Raw genomic sequence first — 15924 nt, 5'->3', positions numbered from 1 at the left:
ATCTTATAAGTTTCCGCGACGTTCCTGTTCTCTTTCAATTGATTCAAATAATGCTTTAAAGTTCCCTTCTCCAAATCCGCGAGAACCTTTACGTTGAATAATTTCAATAAATAAAGTTGGACGATCTACAATTGGTTTCGTAAAGATTTGTAGTAAGTATCCTTCCTCATCGCGATCTACTAAAATCTTTAATTCTTTTAACCTATCAATTTCTTCATCAATTTTCCCAACTCGCGCACTTAACTCATCATAATAAGTATCAGGTGTATCTAAAAACTCCACGCCATTTTCACGAAGCGCTTCCACTGTTTTAACGATATCGCTTGTTAATAAAGCAAGATGTTGTACACCTGCTCCATTATAGAATTCTAGATATTCTTGAATTTGCGATTTTCTCTTGCCATCTGCTGGCTCGTTAATAGGGAACTTAATACGACTTCCATTTGTCATAACTTTCGACATTAATGCTGAATACTCTGTACTAATATCGTCATCATCAAAATGAATCATTTGTTTAAAGCCCATAACATTCTCATAATAGCTAACCCATTCTTCCATTTTCTCAACATTACCAACTACGTGGTCTACAGCAATTAAACCTGACTCTTCAAACGGAATATTAAACTCCACCTGTTGGAATCCTGGCATAAATGTTCCTTTATAATTTTTACGCTCTACAAGCGTGTGAATTGTATCACCATACGTACCAATAACTGCTTTTTTCAATGTACCGTTCTCGTCTGTTAATTCCACAGGTGGAGCAATCGCGACGGCACCACGTTTCACAGCTTCCGAGTATGCTTTGTCAACATCGTCAACAAGTAAAGCAACATCTTTTACACCATCACCATGTGTCTTTACAAATTCTGCGATACGATTATCGCTACTTAAAGCTCCAGACACAACAAAACGCATATTTTTTTGCACAAGAACATAAGATACCTTTTCACGGTTACCAGTTTCTAATCCAGAGTAAGCCACAATTTTGAAACCGAATGCTCTCGCAAGGTAATAACTTGATTGCTTTGCATTTCCTACGTAAAATTCCAAATGATCTACATCACGTACCGGAAAAAAGTCCTCCATTTGTGCAGCTAGCGTATCCATAGATTTTTGTTTCATAAAATCCTCATCCCCCTGTAAATAGATTAAATGGTCCATACTTAAACCAACCGAAAACGCTTCCAACATCGATTAATAGAAATTAGTTAGCAAGCTAACAAATTCTGACCTTTAAAATTTTCTATCTTTTCTGTCAAATTCCTCTTTTTTTCTTACATATAAAATTCGACTTTTTTCTCTTTACATGACGGAGGGAATATTAATACTTGAAGATATATATGAGAGGAAAACAAAAAAGACCCCAACATATTAACTACTTACTAATATGCTAGAGTCTTTATTTTTTTTGAATGATTGTATTTATATGTCTCATACTAATACATTTGCAAGGAATAAAATAAATGATGTTAATACTACCGCTCCACCTAATGATCCTAATAAATCTGTTTTTGTTACTTGTAACACTTGTTCACTGTTCATATTCCTCATTCTCCTTTCATTTTGTATGATTTAAAACTTCTATTATACTAATACACTTGATAGAAATACGATTAATGCCGTTAATACTACTGCTCCACTTGCTGATCCTACGAAGTCACCTTTTGTTACTTGTAATACTTGCTCTTTCATATCTTTCATTCTCCTCTCTTTTTTCTTTTGTTACAAAACTTCTATTATACTAATACACTTGATAGAAATACGATTAATGCCGTTAACACTACTGCTCCACTTGCTGATCCTACGAAGTCACCTTTTGTTACTTGTAATACTTGCTCTTTCATATCTTTCATTCTCCTCTCTTTTTTCTTTTGTTACAAAACTTCTATTATACTAATACACTTGATAGAAATACGATTAACGCTGTTAATACTACTGCTCCACTTGCTGATCCTACGAAGTCACCTTTTGTTACTTGTAATACTTGCTCTTTCATTTTATGTATCCTCCTTTTTAATAAGTTATCTATATGTAATTTCTAAGAAATGTTTATTTCATAGTTTTTATGTTAGCGTTACATTAAAGTTATTAACGTAACGTTTGTAACATTAATGTAACATAACTATTGTTACGTTGCAATATAATTACGTAAATTTTATTACACTTTTTTTACGTTTTTTTATAAACACCCTTGAAAACCCTGTTTTAATGCACTTTCTACTAAGTTGACGTTTGTAATGTTATTGTAATATTACAGTCATATAACGAAACACCTTCATACCTACCTCTATTTTTATTACAAATTAAAGTGCATATTCAAAGTAATAAGATGGCGCCTATCAAATTTTTACTGACGGTTCACGCGAGATAAAATACGATCTTTCCAAGATAAGTTTATATGTTTCCTCTATATAACTATGTATAATAAAAGCAAAGAGGTGGTCATTTTGAAATTAATCGCATTAGATATGGATGGTACGCTACTATCATCTAATCTTGAAATCTCCAAAGAGAACTTACAAGCTATCCAAACCGCAAAAGAGGCTGGTCATATAGTCATGATTTGTTCTGGTCGTGCAAAAGAGGATGCTTTAAAATTATTGGAAGAATATAAACTATCTCTTCCAGTTGGAGCGAGCAATGGGGCAATTGTTTATGTGGATGGAAAAGTAATTAACTCGCGTTGTTTACAAAACGATAAAGTATACAAGCTTGCAAAATTACTAGAATCTGAAGGTTTTCCTTATAAGCTATATACGAATAAAGGAGTTTATTCTCCATATACATGGCAAGATCAAGTCATGCAAGCGTTCGAAGAAAATAAGCATGCACTAGATGTTACACTTGAAGAACTTGAAAGAATTACAGAAAAACAAAAGAAATCAAACTTAATTACTGATTTCCAAAAAATCGAAGATGTTGTAAATAATCCAGAATTAGAGATATCTAAATTCTTCATTTTGACATTTAATGCAGCGCATCGTGCACAGCTATTAAGCATGTTACAAGAAGACACTGATATTTCAGTTACGGCATCAGCTCCTACTAATGTAGAAATTATGGATAAGCATGGTCATAAAGGGAACGGTCTACAAGAAATGGCTGCTTATTTCAATATACCAATTGAAGATACTATTGCGATCGGGGACAACTTTAATGATGTGCCAATGTTACAAGTAGCTGGCTTATCAGTTGCAATGGGAAATGCTGAAGAAGATGTAAAAAAACTATGTGATGTCGTAACATTAACAAATAATGAGCATGGTGTTGCTCACGCAATAGAGAAATTTGTATTGAAACAAACTTCATCTAGTAAATAAAAAAAGGACTCTTTCGATTTGAAAGGGTCCTTTTCTTTTATACATGATGACAAGCAACAAAATGCTCTTCACCAACATTACGGAATTCTGGTACCGTTTGTTTACAAATATCTGTTGCAAACGGGCAACGTGTATGAAAGCGACAACCCGAAGGTGGATTTGCTGGACTTGGAATATCACCCTCTAGTATAATCCGCTCTCGCTTCACTGTTGGATCTGGTATTGGCACAGCTGATAACAATGCTTTTGTATACGGATGCAGTGGGTTCGTAAATAACTCATCACGCGGCGCTGTTTCCACAATCGTTCCTAAATACATAATTCCAATTTTCGTACATAAGTGCTCTACTACGCTTAAATCATGTGAAATGAACAAATAAGATAGTCCCTTTTTCTCCTGTAACTCACTAAATAAATTAATGATCTGCGCTTGAATAGATACATCTAGTGCTGCCACAGGTTCGTCAGCTACTATAAATTCCGGATTTAATACCATAGCTCTTGCGATAACGATACGCTGACGTTGTCCACCAGAAAACTCATGAGGATACCGGTCAATATGATATGGGGCTAAGCCACATAACTCTAATACTTCTGTCACTTTTTCACGAACATTTTCTTTCGTCGCTAGTCCGTGAGCCAACATCGGCTCGCCAAGTGCTTCTCCAATTCTCATTCTCGGATTTAATGAGCTAAATGGATCTTGAAACACAAGCTGCATATTAGGACGATGTTTTCTCAATTCCTCTTTTGATAGAGAATGAACATCGTGTCCTTTAAACTTCACTTCTCCCTCCGTTTTTTGAACGAGACGTAAAATTGTTTTTCCTATCGTCGTTTTTCCGCTTCCTGATTCACCAACGAGACCGAACACTTCGCCTTTATTAATAGTAAAACTTACTCCATCAACTGCTTTCACATGTCCAATCGTTCTACTAAATATGCCGCCTTTAATTGGGAAATATGTTTTTAAGTTTTTTACTTCTAATAATGGTTCACTCATTGTCCCGCACGCTCCTCATATAACCAGCAAGCTACTTTATGATTCTCATCATGTACATTTAGATTCGGTGCTTCTTCTTTACATATTTCCATACAATGCTCACAACGACCGCTAAAGTAGCAAAATTCATCCAAACCGACTAAATTAGGAACTTGCCCTGGAATAGAATATAGTTTATCTATTCGTTTTCCCATCACTGGTTTTGATTTCAACAACCCTTTCGTATACGGGTGTTTCGGATTTTGGAATATTTCTAGTACTGGTGCTTCTTCAATAACTTTCCCACCATACATAACGACAACGTAATCAGCCATTTCTGCTACAACACCTAAATCATGTGTAATTAATAAAATTGATGTTTTAAATTCCTCTTTTACTTGTCTTAATAAGTCCAATATTTGAGCTTGAATCGTAACATCAAGAGCCGTTGTTGGCTCATCGGCAATTAGTAACTTCGGATTACAACTAAGTGCAACAGCAATCATAATACGTTGTAACATGCCACCACTCAGTTCGTGCGGATAAGAATGGACGATTTCATCCGCACGAGCTATACCAACTTTACGAATTAACTCAATCGCCTTCTTATACGCTTCATTTTTGCTAAGTAATTCATGCTCTCTTAACGTCTCTACAATTTGTTCACCTACAGTGAAGACAGGATTTAGCGATGTCATCGGTTCTTGGAAAATCATCGCAATATCATTTCCTCGTAAACTACGAAGCTCTTTCTCTTTCATTCCTAAAAGACTTTTTCCTTCATATAAGATATCTCCACCTACTACACTGCCTGATTCAGCAATAAGTCCCATAATAGATAAGGCTGTTACACTTTTCCCGCAACCCGATTCGCCTACAACACAAACCGTTTCACCTTCTCGAACTGTAAAACTAACATGATTCACAGCCTTTACTGTTCCTTCTTCTGTCTGAAAGTGTGTTTGTAAGTCTTTCAGCTCTACTACCGCTTTACTCATACCTTCTCACCTACCGTCTCATCTTTGGATCTAACGCATCACGAAGTGCATCACCAAGTAAATTAATTGATACAACTGTTATAAAGATTGCGAAACCAGGCGGAATCCATAACCACGGTCGCTTTTGGAAATCAATTAATGAGTTAGCTGCGCTAATCATATTCCCCCATGATGGTGTAGGTGGGACGACGCCGAGACCTAAGTAACTTAGTGCGGATTCCCCTAAAATAGAACCTGCAACGCCTAATGTGGATACAACAATTAATATCGGTAAAACATTAGGAATTAAGTGATAGATAATTTTTCGGTAATCTTTTATTCCTAGCACATCAGCAGCTTGCATAAACGCTTGCTCTCTAAGTGATAAAATTTGACCTCTGACAAGACGTGCAAGCCCCGGCCAACCTACTAAACTTAAAATAATCATAATGACATACAGACGATAATCAGACGGTACTTTCCACTCTGATAAAATCGCCCCCATTATAATAAGTAACGGTAATCCTGGCATTGACATTAAAATATCGGCAAGACGCATAATAATATTATCAACAATACCACGATAAAAACCTGCGATAGCCCCTAATACAGCTCCTAATATTACTGATAAAACCATTGAAGCTAAGCCAATTGTTAATGAAATTCGTCCCGCTTGCATAAGTCTCGTTAAAATATCTCTTCCTAATTGATCTGTACCGAGCCAATGAGAAAAACTAGGTGGTTTGTTAATTAACGCAACTTGTATTTTCCCTGATGCATATGGTGAAAAGAACGGACCGATAAAACAAAATAAAAACATAAAAATTAATGCATACAATCCTACGAGTGCCATCTTATTTCTCTTTATCCGTTTAATAGCTTGTCGCCATGGCGATGATTCATTTTTTCTCCTCTTTTTTTCTTTCTTCTCTGTAATCGCTGTAACAGTTTCCATCTCGTTCCCCCCTTACTTCAACCGAATTCGTGGATCAACAACTGCATATACGATATCTGCGAAAAAATTTGAAACGATTGTTAAACAAGAAAGAAACATCGTAAATGCCATCAATACTGTATAATCACGGAAATTTAGTGCTTCTAATTGAATACCACCAATCCCTGGCCAGTTAAAAATTTGTTCAATAATAATTGCCCCAGAAAACAATCCAGGTAACTCAAACGCAAGCAATGTAATAGCCGGTAAAATGGCATTTTTTAATGCATGCTTATAAATAACAGTCTTCTCTTTTAACCCTTTTGCTCGTGCTGTTCGTATGTAATCTTGTCTTACAACCTCTAACATACTCGTTCTAAAATAACGAGTTAATGAACCTACTCCAAGAAGAGTCAAAATAAATACCGGTAAAACCATATGCTTTGCAACTTCAATCACATAAGCGAATCCGGTTGAATTACTACCAACATCAATCATTCCACCTATTGGCAATAACTTAAGATCAACTGCGAACACCTTAATTAGAAACAGACCTATAAAAAATGAAGGAAATGACATCGCTGCAAAGATACCAATTGTTACAAGCTTATCGAATAAAGAATGTTGTTTTGTCGCTGAAAATACACCGATAATAAGTGCAATTAGCCAAATGAAAAACAATGCAATAATTGCTACACTAAAAGAATTCCAAATAAATTTATTTAATAATGATGTTACAGGTTCTTGATATTGAAGTGAAAAACCAAAGTCCCCTTGTAACGCATTACCTAACCAATGAAAATAGCGCTCAACAATTGGCTTATTTAATCCATACAATTCCCGAAGCTCTGCCGCCCTTTGCGGTGTAATCTTAGGATTCGAATCAATATAATCTCCTGGAAGAAGCGCGAACAGGAAAAAAATAACAACTGACGTTCCCAAAAGTGTAGGAATCATTTGTAACAACCTACGAACGATATACGTTTTCACCCTTTTTCTCTCCAATCTTATGCTTAAAATAGAAGAACATTTTTTCGAATCAGCATATTACTAGCCGAATGAAAAAATGTCTTCTACTTATACATTCTTCTCGTTATTTTTCAATAGATAATACTGGCGAGTTCGAACTAATACTGTCATACTTCTCAGGATCAATTCCTTTAATGTTTCCATTGTAAGCTGTGATGATTCTACGATAATTTAATAAAATTACTGGCGGATCATCACTTAGTTCTTTGTACAGTTCTTTGTAAATTGGTTTACGTTTCTCAATATCTACAGTTTCAATTCCTTTTTTAATTAATTCATCTACTTTTTCGTTTTTATAACCTAGGGTATTATCATCACCTTCCGAGGAGTAACCACTTACAGTTTCACTTGGATCTGTTGTAATTGGTGTTGCAACAGAAGCTAAATCATAATCGCCTTTTTTCACTTTTGACAGCATCGTATTAAAATCCATAAATTCAGGATTGAACTCAACACCTAATTCTTTATAGTTCTCTTTTGCTATCGGAATAAATAAATCACCTTCTTTTGCTGAGCTTGCACCATAATACGTTAATTTAAGTTTTTGACCATCTTTTTCACGAATTCCGTCTGAACCAGCTTTCCATCCAGCTTCATCTAATAATTTCTTCGCCTTATCTAAGTTATATTCGTACTTATTAATACCCTCTTCTGTATAAGCCCAAGATGTTGGATGTATTGGAACATTTGCTACCGTACCGTATCCTTTCAAAGCTGTATCTACATATTTTTTACGATCCAATCCATAAATAAGAGCTTGACGAACTTTCTTATCTTTTAAATACGGTTTTTTACTATTCATTCTTATATAACTAAATGAAGCAGCTGTCTCTATTTCAACATTTGCAAACTGCAAACTCTTCACTTGTTCTAAAATTTCATCCCCGTAGCCTACTCCTGTATAATCTATCTCACCTGTTTGGAATAATTGGAATTTTGTATCCGGTGAAGTAATCTTATAAATAAAGTTTTGGATTTTTGGTTTACCTGCATAATAATTTTCATTTGCTGTAAAACGAACTTCCTGTCCTGGGATATACTTTTCAAACTTATATGGACCCGCAGCTATCGGTTTTCCATATAACTCTTTTAAATAATCTAAACTAGTATTTTGTTTATACTCTTTTCCATAATAAGCTTTCGATAATACTGGACCACCTAAAGCAATTAGCGCTTGTGAGTTAACTTTTTCGGTCGTAATTTTAATTGTTTGTGGATCCACAACTTGAATTCCTTCAATAGACGTTGCTTTTCCTTCTTTATATTCCTTTCCACCTTTAATTGCATATTGTGAAATATCATCTCCGCCTTCATACGCTTTATCATGTAGAAGTGATAATGTAAATGCTACATCGTCAGCGGTTAATGGCGATCCATCACTAAATTTCAAGTCTTTGCGTAAATGAAATGTATATGTTAATTGGTCTGAAGAAACATCCCACTTCTCAGCAAGATCTGGTATAGGTTTTCCTTGTTTATCTGTTGTAACAAGGGAAGCAAAAATAACCGATGTCACATTGCCATCCCAACCGTTCTCTTGAAAGTAAGGTAAGAAAACTCCCCCAGGCTTTGAGATACCAGAAATAAACGTATCTTTTCTATTTTTTGCCTTATCAGGTACTTTCGTCTTATCTGTAGCCGCAATTTTTTCAACTTTTATATTTTTTAAATCTTGTTGTTTAACCGGTTCTGTAGAAGCCGTATCCTCCTGTCCCCCACAAGCAGATAACACAAGCGAACTACTCAGTAATACAGAAAATACACCAGCCCATTTTTTTGTCTTTTTCTTCATTGTCCCCACCCTAACTGTTTAATAGTTATACCCTTCGAACTTATTAGCTTATGTATGCCTCCCACAGCACATTTATAGCCAATCGGAAAAGTCGGTTTTAATCGTAAAAAAAATAGATGTTTTTGAGGGGTAACAATCCTATTCCGACCTTTCCGGTAGACTTTATGGTTATTAGCTTATATCGTCCGTTATATTTTGTCAATTCTTTCTAAATAAATATTTTAAGAATTTTTTAAAAATTATTATTCTATCTTTAATTTAGGTAAACTTAATAAAATACCGTTATAGTTATCTTCTTGTAATCCTTGAATTCGTGCATGATGTGCAGACACCACTTTGCTATTATTCAAGAAGATTACAGGTGGGTCTTCGCTTAACTCTTGATATAACTTTTTATAAATTTCTTTTCGCTTTTCAATATCCAACGTTTCTACTGCTTGCTTAGCTAATTCATCTACTTTCGGATTATAATATCCATCATAATTTCGTTTACTTGTTGAAACAAACTCTTCAATCGTTCCGCTCGGATCATCAATCATTGGCGTAGATACCATCGCTAAATCATAATCACCTTTTATCACTTTCGAAATCATTGTATTAAAGTCCATATATTCTGGGTTAAACTCTACACCAAGCTTTTTATAATCTTCTTTCATCACAGGAATCATTACATCATTTATTTTACTTGCTGATGAGGCAAAATAACTTACTTTCAATTTTTGTCCATCTTTTTCACGAATCCCATCCGAACCTGCTTTCCATCCAGCCTCATCCAGTAATTTCTTCGCCTTCTCTAAATTATACTCATATTTATTAATGCCCTCTTCTGTATACGCCCATGAAACTGGCGTAATCGGTACATTAACGAGTGACGCATATCCTTGGAAATACGTATCAATAACCTTTTGACGCTCTAATCCGTAAATAAATGCTTGGCGGACACGTTTATCTTTAAAGTATGGCTTCTTATAATTCATTTTAATGTAGCCATAAGAGCTTCCTGTATACACATTAATATTAGCAAAACCTAAATCTTTTAATTGCTCAATGGTCTCCACGTTTGTCGTAAAACCATCATAATCTACTTCTCCTGCTTGAAATTGTTGTAACTTCGTATCACCCTTTGTAATTTTATAAATAAAGTGCTCAATCTTCGGTTTTCCTTCAAAATAATTTTCATTTGCTAAAAATCGAACCTCTTGACCAGGAATATATTTATCTAACTTATAAGCTCCTGCTCCCACCGGCTTCCCATACAACTCTTTTAAATACTCCAAGTGTCCTTGTTTATACTCTTTCCCGTAATACGCTTTAGATATAACTTCTCCACCGATTAATGATAGCGTTTGAGCATTTACCTTTTCAGTCGTAATCGTAATTGTTTTCGGATCAATGACTTGAATTCCCTCAATAGAATTCGCTTTTCCTTCTTTATATGCTTGCCCACCTTTTATTGCTGTTTGGCTTATATCAGTTGCACCACTATAAGTTGGATCATGTAATAACGTTAATGTAAATGCTACATCCTCCGCAGTTAACTGTGTACCATCACTAAACTTCAAATCATCTTTCAAATGGAATGTATATGTAAGCTGATCCTCCGAAATATCCCACCTCTTCGCCAAAATGGGAATTGGTTTCCCTTCCTTATCCAGTCCAACGAGAGGCGCAAATATAGCTTGCGTTATATTACCATCCCATCCATTCTCCATAAAGTGCGGAAGGAATATCCCTCCAGGGCTCGGCATTCCAACTACAAAAGTATCTTTTCTTTCATTTACTTTTGTAGGACTTTTTGATTTGTCGCTCGCCTTAATAAATTCATCCTTTACTTTTAGTACGTTCCCGGCTTCATTTGTACTTGCTTCCTCTTGACCACATCCAGCTAGTAATACTGACACACTAAGAAATGTAGCAAGTGCTCCTTTAAAAGCATTTTTCATTGCCCTCTCACCTTTACCTTCCTAATTTTTATCGATGCAGGGACATAGGCCTCCTCCCTGTAACTATCTTTATTTTTCATATAAGAATAGTATGAATTAATTTCAAGATTATTCCTTTCCTTTAAACATGTCAATCGTTCTCTTTTATTTCGTATTAAAAAATTAAAAATTCACTTCTATTCGTTCAGTATGAAACATAGAATACTAATAACCAATTACCAAAAAGGGGGCGAAAACATGGACAACCTATTCCAATACGTCCTGCACTACGTATTATTAACAATTATGATAGTCGGGGCTCTATTACTATTCCCATTCTTCCCAAAGTTCGTCCTCTTTTTAGCTTTTTTTATTATGCTCGGGATCGCCATTATCATTTCAACAAGGGAAGATACGACACAAAAAGAAAGCAGAGTTCAGCGCGTAAAGCTGTAACTCTGCTTTTTTATTTTCAATCCTGATCCGCCGTTTCACATACTTATGTCTCGGGAAATAAGTAATCGATCCAAAAAACCCCTAATATCATTTATGTTTTACAATCTATGTAAATTACGGAACAAAGATGTATCAAATTTACTGTTTCACGTGAAACACAATTTTTATTTTTTTCTTAAAGTAAAATATCAGTATAAAAAAAGCGAATCCCTTCAGCAAAGCTGAAAGGATTCGCTTTCTACTTTTTACTCCACAATATTCTCTAACTCATTATATAACTCCGCTCGTAACAACTCTTTCTTCGTTTTTTCTTCATACAATTGTTCCAGCATTTCAACATCAACTACATGTTCCATCTTACACTCAAGCATATATATATCCTCTTCTACATGCATTAACTCCGTTTCAATACCCTCAACATTCCTAACTTCTTTCTTTTTTACAGGAGCTGTTTCCATACTTTTTCTTCCTTGGCGTTGTTGCTTTATTACTTGTTTCTCGAGCTTTTCTTCCCACTTTTGACGAGCCCATGCGTAGTTCCCTGCAAACTCAAATAATTTATGCTCATCAATCCAATACGTCTTTTCAAATAACTTATTTAAAAAATAACGATCATGTGAAACAGCTAAAATCGTTCCATTATATTGCTCAAGAGCTTCCTCTAAAACTTCCCTTGATTCAATGTCGAGATGGTTTGTCGGCTCATCTAAAATTAAAAAATTGATATCTTGATACATAAGTTGCGCAAGTCTTAGCCTCATTTTTTCTCCACCGCTCAATTGCGTTACTTTCTTAAACACCGCTGGACCATAAAATAAAAACTTAGCTAATATATGTCTCGCTTCTCCCTCTGTTACAGCTACGTATTCCCTGAAAGCCTCTAATACATTACTCTTCATATTTCCGTACGCATGTTGTGATAAATAACCAATTTTCACACTACTACCAATCCGGATTTCTCCAGCGTCTGGTTTTATTTCTTCTAATAATAACTTTAGTAGCGTTGTCTTTCCTGTACCATTACGACCGACGATAGCCGCACGCTCTTGAAAACGAACATGTAAATTCGCTTCGTTAAATAAAGGGTGATCAGCAAATCCTTTACTCACTTCTTTCATTACAACAACATCTTTCCCACTTCTCTCTTTCCCTTCAAACTGGAGTCCCATTTGTTTTCGTTCTAAAATAGGTTTCTTTAGTTTCTCTATACGTTCCAGTGCACGTTCCATACTTCTCGCTCTCTTATGCAATCCTTCATTCGGAGGATTCGCCTGATTTGCCCATTCACGTAGTCGTTTAATTGCTTCTTTCATTTTCTTTATTTTCTTTTGCTGTTCTTGATAAGCCTGAAACTCCTGAAGTAACCGTTCTTCCTTTTCTTCAACAAACCGAGAATAGTTCGTATGATACACGTGAATCTCTCCATCTTCTAAATCAAAAATCTTCGTTACAACTTCATCAAGGAAATAGCGATCATGTGAAATGACCATAACCGTTCCATTGTATTCTTTTAAAAATTGCTCTAGCCATTCTACGGCGAATAAATCTAAATGATTAGTTGGTTCATCTAATAGAAGTAAATCTGGTTTCTGCAATAGCATGTATGCAAGGCTTACTTTTGTTTGTTCCCCACCACTTAACTCGAGAAATGATCGAGGAAATAGGTCTGTCACCTGTAGACCATTTGCTACCTTCATTAAATTCGCTTCTATTTCATAACCACCGAGAAACGCAAACTTTTCTTGAATTACTCCGTATCTCTCCATTAACCTTTGTAAAGCAGACGGTTCCCGTTCTTCCGCCATATTTTTTTCTAAAGTACGCATTTCTCTTTCTAATTCCTTTTCTGCTTTAAAAGCCGAACTCAATACATCATATACAGTCATACCCTCATCAAATTTCGGAATTTGTGCTACATGACCAATACGTGTACCTTTCTTCATATGAATGGCTCCTGCATCTAAACTTTCCATTCCAGTTAGAAGCTGAAAGATTGTTGTCTTCCCACTACCATTACGACCAACTAATCCAACACGTTCACCATTCTTTATTTCAAGCGATATATTTTCAAATATGATGTTTCCACCAAAAGATTTCGTTACATTATTTACACTACAAATTGTCATTTTCCGTACTCCTTTCAATATAAAAAACCATGGGAAAGAAACATTCCCCATGGTTTTCGACATAGAAAAAGGAAGCCAAATAGCTCCCTTTTCACACGTTTATTAAAAATGGGTGAAGAGATTTCTATCGTTCAATAGCTACTATGCAATTGTTAAAAAAGGACAGACGTATCCCGTTAACAACTACATCATGAAAAATCGCACGACAAAAATAGATATAATCTAAAAATTTGGCACGTGCAGCTAAAGAACGTTTCATCTCATTCACCTCTTTCGTACGAAATTTAATACTTACTTCTTTATTATACTTTCCCATTTCATGTTTGAATAGTCATTTTTCTGAAAATAATGAAGATAGACTAAACATTTCAATAAGTGACATCAAATCTTACAAAACTGTTATGTTCACGTAATGGAAAGCGATAGTACGAAAAGATGCCTCCCTATACAATAAAGATGTAAACAAGAGAGCCAAATAAAAGGAGGAAACGATCATGATGAAAGAAATCGTAAAAGCAATCTTTGAGGTATTAGTGAACGGACAAGCAGTTGTAAAAGAACTAAATGAACTATAAAAGGAGTGAAGGAATATGATGAACATGGTAAAAATGATTTTACATGCTCTAGTTGATGCAAAAGCAGTTAGCCAAGAATTAAACCAACAATAAAAAAGGGGTAAATGAATATGAAGAAAGCCATTATTGTAATCGCAAGTACAGCAATTGCCTTATACACAATAAAAAATAGAAAAAAGAAGCACAATAAAAACGCTCTATATTATCCATACACATTATTAAAGAAAAAATAAAAGACAAGGTACCCTGTTGTAATGAGGATATCTTGTCTTTTATTTTTCCTATTCCCTTTAAAGGATTTCCTTCTCCTTTCCCCGAATGTATTAAGCGGGATTTTTATACATATTTTAAAGGGGCATATATACAAATGGATACACAACAACTATTCTTTTTAAACGATATTGGCAAACAAAAACCAGAAAGCATTCGGAATAGAAGCGCTGCATGTCCTTTTTGTGACAGAGAAAACTTAACGGATATTTTAGCAACTGAGGGCTCAATTATTTGGTTAAAAAACAAATTCCCTACATTAAAAGATACATTTCAAACGGTGCTAATCGAAACAGATAATTGTGAAGACCATATTGCGACATATACAGAAGAGCATATGCGATCGCTAATTCGTTTCTCCATTCAACATTGGTTAAACTTACAGAAGAATGAAGAATTCACATCTGTGATTTTATACAAAAATCACGGTCCATTCTCAGGCGGGAGTTTGCATCATGCACACATGCAGATTATCGGAATGAAATATGTAGACTATCTCGGTAACGTAGAACCGGACAACTTCCGAGGAGTCATTGTACAAAAAAACGAACGCATTGAACTCAATATTTCAGATCGTCCTATTATCGGTTTTACTGAATTTAATATCATTATTGCAGATATTGGATACATAGATGAACTGGCAAATTATATTCAGCAAACTGTACGTTACATACTGAAAGATTTCCATAAAGGATGTAGTAGTTATAACTTATTCTTCTATTACTTAAACGGAAAAATCATTTGTAAAGTTGTTCCTAGGTTCGTCGTTTCACCATTGTATGTAGGATATAAAATACCGCAAGTTTCTACAAAACTAGAAGAGGTAAAAATACAACTAGCGGCGTACTTCACGAGCGAAAAAGATGCAATTATTCATAAAAAAACAGAGTAGGTATAGAAAACCTACTCTTTGATTACACCTTTATTTCGATAGTACACATCTTCTAATCCGATGTTATACTTCATGTTATTATCCGTCCACTCTGGACCCAGATTACCTGGCCATCCAGATGTATTTGCTACATATTTTAGTAATGCAAAATCCGTCAAACCTTTTTGCACCCCGCGCTTATATCCTTTCATTAAATGCGGCATTGCAATTTGCGCATTTGCGCGCGGATCTTTCAACTCTTCATCAGTTAAATGCTCTGGTGCAAGCCCACCGCCACGGTGCAATTGAAACAATCCGAATGAAGTTCCGTTATCTCCAACACTTCTTGGATTTAACCGACTTTCATGTTCGGCAATTGTAAGAGGTATCCATTCTGGAAGATTGACTTTCTTTGCTTCCTCTATAATAATTTGTTTCACCTGTTTTGCTTCTTCTGAGTCAACATAGCTTGTCTCATTCACTAACTTGCCCATTCCTTCAGACTTTCCTTGGAAATATAAGTACACCCCAAGAACAACTAAAAATCCTACAAAGAATTTCTTCACTACCACTACCTCTTTCTCCGCTGAAATTTGTCCCCTTTCAGCCTTCTTCCCTTTACAATTACCCACATTCTATCATTCTCTTACCCTTTTATCATAGCAAATAA

General features: G+C 35.2%; 18 protein-coding genes. 4 read left to right on the top strand and 14 right to left on the bottom strand.

From position 1 onward, the window contains the following. Nucleotides 1–3 precede the first annotated feature (3 nt). The 5 genes from hppD to J0835_RS01275 form a co-directional block, all read right to left on the bottom strand. On the bottom strand, nucleotides 4–1122 hold the full coding sequence (gene hppD / locus J0835_RS01295) for a 4-hydroxyphenylpyruvate dioxygenase (RefSeq protein ID WP_000810916.1): 1119 nt from the start codon (nucleotides 1120–1122) through the stop codon (nucleotides 4–6). A gap of 309 nt (nucleotides 1123–1431) precedes the next feature. Beyond that, complete coding sequence (locus J0835_RS01290; RefSeq protein WP_001083700.1) at nucleotides 1432–1542, bottom strand: DUF3948 family protein; 111 nt, start codon at nucleotides 1540–1542, stop codon at nucleotides 1432–1434. A gap of 42 nt (nucleotides 1543–1584) precedes the next feature. Beyond that, a complete protein-coding gene (locus tag J0835_RS01285; RefSeq protein ID WP_000654250.1) occupies nucleotides 1585–1701 on the bottom strand; it encodes a DUF3948 family protein in 117 nt (38 codons plus the stop codon). 35 nt (nucleotides 1702–1736) lie between these two features. Further along, nucleotides 1737–1853 carry a DUF3948 family protein gene (locus tag J0835_RS01280; protein WP_000654250.1) on the bottom strand — a complete coding sequence of 39 codons (117 nt, stop codon included), beginning with the start codon at nucleotides 1851–1853 and terminating at the stop codon, nucleotides 1737–1739. 35 nt (nucleotides 1854–1888) lie between these two features. Further along, nucleotides 1889–1996 (bottom strand): DUF3948 family protein, encoded by a 108-nt coding sequence (locus J0835_RS01275; protein ID WP_000664237.1) that lies wholly within the window; start codon nucleotides 1994–1996, stop codon nucleotides 1889–1891. Nucleotides 1997–2447: 451 nt separating this feature from the next. Here J0835_RS01275 and J0835_RS01270 point away from each other — a divergent pair, with 451 nt between their 5' ends. Next, a complete protein-coding gene (locus J0835_RS01270; RefSeq protein WP_000766409.1) occupies nucleotides 2448–3320 on the top strand; it encodes a Cof-type HAD-IIB family hydrolase in 873 nt (290 codons plus the stop codon). Nucleotides 3321–3357: 37 nt separating this feature from the next. On the opposite strand, the gene J0835_RS01265 is transcribed toward J0835_RS01270, so the two are convergent. From J0835_RS01265 to J0835_RS01240, 6 genes are all read right to left on the bottom strand, one after another. Next, nucleotides 3358–4323 (bottom strand): ABC transporter ATP-binding protein, encoded by a 966-nt coding sequence (locus J0835_RS01265; RefSeq protein ID WP_001294493.1) that lies wholly within the window; start codon nucleotides 4321–4323, stop codon nucleotides 3358–3360. Continuing rightward, complete coding sequence (locus tag J0835_RS01260) at nucleotides 4320–5300, bottom strand: ABC transporter ATP-binding protein (RefSeq protein ID WP_000030797.1); 981 nt, start codon at nucleotides 5298–5300, stop codon at nucleotides 4320–4322. Before J0835_RS01260 ends, J0835_RS01265 begins: the two co-directional genes overlap by 4 nt. A 10-nt stretch (nucleotides 5301–5310) precedes the next feature. Then, nucleotides 5311–6234, bottom strand: a complete 924-nt coding sequence (gene opp4C / locus J0835_RS01255) for an oligopeptide ABC transporter permease (protein WP_000451061.1) — start codon at nucleotides 6232–6234, stop codon at nucleotides 5311–5313. Between the two features lie 12 nt (nucleotides 6235–6246). Next, complete coding sequence (locus J0835_RS01250; RefSeq protein WP_046960200.1) at nucleotides 6247–7203, bottom strand: ABC transporter permease; 957 nt, start codon at nucleotides 7201–7203, stop codon at nucleotides 6247–6249. A 103-nt stretch (nucleotides 7204–7306) separates the two neighbouring features. Then, nucleotides 7307–9034: an ABC transporter substrate-binding protein gene (locus J0835_RS01245; protein WP_087979178.1), complete on the bottom strand. Its 1728-nt coding sequence runs from the start codon at nucleotides 9032–9034 to the stop codon at nucleotides 7307–7309. A 242-nt stretch (nucleotides 9035–9276) separates the two neighbouring features. Continuing rightward, nucleotides 9277–10977 carry an ABC transporter substrate-binding protein gene (locus J0835_RS01240; protein ID WP_087979177.1) on the bottom strand — a complete coding sequence of 567 codons (1701 nt, stop codon included), beginning with the start codon at nucleotides 10975–10977 and terminating at the stop codon, nucleotides 9277–9279. Between the two features lie 237 nt (nucleotides 10978–11214). Between J0835_RS01240 and J0835_RS01235 the strand changes: the two genes are divergently transcribed. After that, entirely contained in the window at nucleotides 11215–11412 is a 198-nt protein-coding gene (locus J0835_RS01235) for a hypothetical protein (RefSeq protein WP_000369259.1), read from the top strand. A 245-nt stretch (nucleotides 11413–11657) separates the two neighbouring features. Here the strand turns inward: J0835_RS01235 and abc-f are convergent, their stop codons facing one another. After that, nucleotides 11658–13538, bottom strand: a complete 1881-nt coding sequence (gene abc-f, locus J0835_RS01230; RefSeq protein ID WP_087979176.1) for a ribosomal protection-like ABC-F family protein — start codon at nucleotides 13536–13538, stop codon at nucleotides 11658–11660. Nucleotides 13539–13662: 124 nt separating this feature from the next. Next, nucleotides 13663–13797 carry an RAxF-45 family protein gene (locus tag J0835_RS01225; protein WP_046956655.1) on the bottom strand — a complete coding sequence of 45 codons (135 nt, stop codon included), beginning with the start codon at nucleotides 13795–13797 and terminating at the stop codon, nucleotides 13663–13665. A 420-nt stretch (nucleotides 13798–14217) separates the two neighbouring features. Between J0835_RS01225 and J0835_RS01220 the strand changes: the two genes are divergently transcribed. Beyond that, nucleotides 14218–14346, top strand: a complete 129-nt coding sequence (locus tag J0835_RS01220) for a hypothetical protein (protein WP_002096919.1) — start codon at nucleotides 14218–14220, stop codon at nucleotides 14344–14346. 134 nt (nucleotides 14347–14480) lie between these two features. After that, nucleotides 14481–15275 carry a DUF4931 domain-containing protein gene (locus tag J0835_RS01215; protein ID WP_087979175.1) on the top strand — a complete coding sequence of 265 codons (795 nt, stop codon included), beginning with the start codon at nucleotides 14481–14483 and terminating at the stop codon, nucleotides 15273–15275. Nucleotides 15276–15286: 11 nt separating this feature from the next. On the opposite strand, the gene J0835_RS01210 is transcribed toward J0835_RS01215, so the two are convergent. Then, complete coding sequence (locus tag J0835_RS01210) at nucleotides 15287–15820, bottom strand: transglycosylase SLT domain-containing protein (protein ID WP_087979182.1); 534 nt, start codon at nucleotides 15818–15820, stop codon at nucleotides 15287–15289. Nucleotides 15821–15924: the final 104 nt, after the last annotated feature.

It is taken from the genome of Bacillus cereus group sp. Sample62 (assembly GCF_036851315.1).
In the GTDB taxonomy this organism is placed as follows: Bacteria; Bacillota; Bacilli; order Bacillales; family Bacillaceae_G; genus Bacillus_A; species Bacillus_A wiedmannii.
Note: the sequence above shows the minus strand (reverse complement) of the source record. Positions and strands in the feature narration are given on the sequence as shown.

What these genes read in the sequence shown, in the direction of transcription:
- J0835_RS01280 (WP_000654250.1), bottom strand. Translation starts at nt 1,853, where the DNA reads ATGAAAGATATGAAAGAGCAAGTATTACAAGTAACAAAAGGTGACTTC.
- J0835_RS01240 (WP_087979177.1), bottom strand. Translation starts at nt 10,977, where the DNA reads ATGAAAAATGCTTTTAAAGGAGCACTTGCTACATTTCTTAGTGTGTCA.
- J0835_RS01220 (WP_002096919.1), top strand. Translation starts at nt 14,218, where the DNA reads ATGAATATGAAGAAAGCCATTATTGTAATCGCAAGTACAGCAATTGCC.
- J0835_RS01215 (WP_087979175.1), top strand. Translation starts at nt 14,481, where the DNA reads ATGGATACACAACAACTATTCTTTTTAAACGATATTGGCAAACAAAAA.
- J0835_RS01260 (WP_000030797.1), bottom strand. Translation starts at nt 5,300, where the DNA reads ATGAGTAAAGCGGTAGTAGAGCTGAAAGACTTACAAACACACTTTCAG.
- abc-f (WP_087979176.1), bottom strand. Translation starts at nt 13,538, where the DNA reads ATGACAATTTGTAGTGTAAATAATGTAACGAAATCTTTTGGTGGAAAC.
- opp4C (WP_000451061.1), bottom strand. Translation starts at nt 6,234, where the DNA reads ATGGAAACTGTTACAGCGATTACAGAGAAGAAAGAAAAAAAGAGGAGA.
- hppD (WP_000810916.1), bottom strand. Translation starts at nt 1,122, where the DNA reads ATGAAACAAAAATCTATGGATACGCTAGCTGCACAAATGGAGGACTTT.
- J0835_RS01275 (WP_000664237.1), bottom strand. Translation starts at nt 1,996, where the DNA reads ATGAAAGAGCAAGTATTACAAGTAACAAAAGGTGACTTCGTAGGATCA.
- J0835_RS01245 (WP_087979178.1), bottom strand. Translation starts at nt 9,034, where the DNA reads ATGAAGAAAAAGACAAAAAAATGGGCTGGTGTATTTTCTGTATTACTG.
- J0835_RS01290 (WP_001083700.1), bottom strand. Translation starts at nt 1,542, where the DNA reads ATGAACAGTGAACAAGTGTTACAAGTAACAAAAACAGATTTATTAGGA.
- J0835_RS01285 (WP_000654250.1), bottom strand. Translation starts at nt 1,701, where the DNA reads ATGAAAGATATGAAAGAGCAAGTATTACAAGTAACAAAAGGTGACTTC.
- J0835_RS01235 (WP_000369259.1), top strand. Translation starts at nt 11,215, where the DNA reads ATGGACAACCTATTCCAATACGTCCTGCACTACGTATTATTAACAATT.
- J0835_RS01265 (WP_001294493.1), bottom strand. Translation starts at nt 4,323, where the DNA reads ATGAGTGAACCATTATTAGAAGTAAAAAACTTAAAAACATATTTCCCA.
- J0835_RS01225 (WP_046956655.1), bottom strand. Translation starts at nt 13,797, where the DNA reads ATGAAACGTTCTTTAGCTGCACGTGCCAAATTTTTAGATTATATCTAT.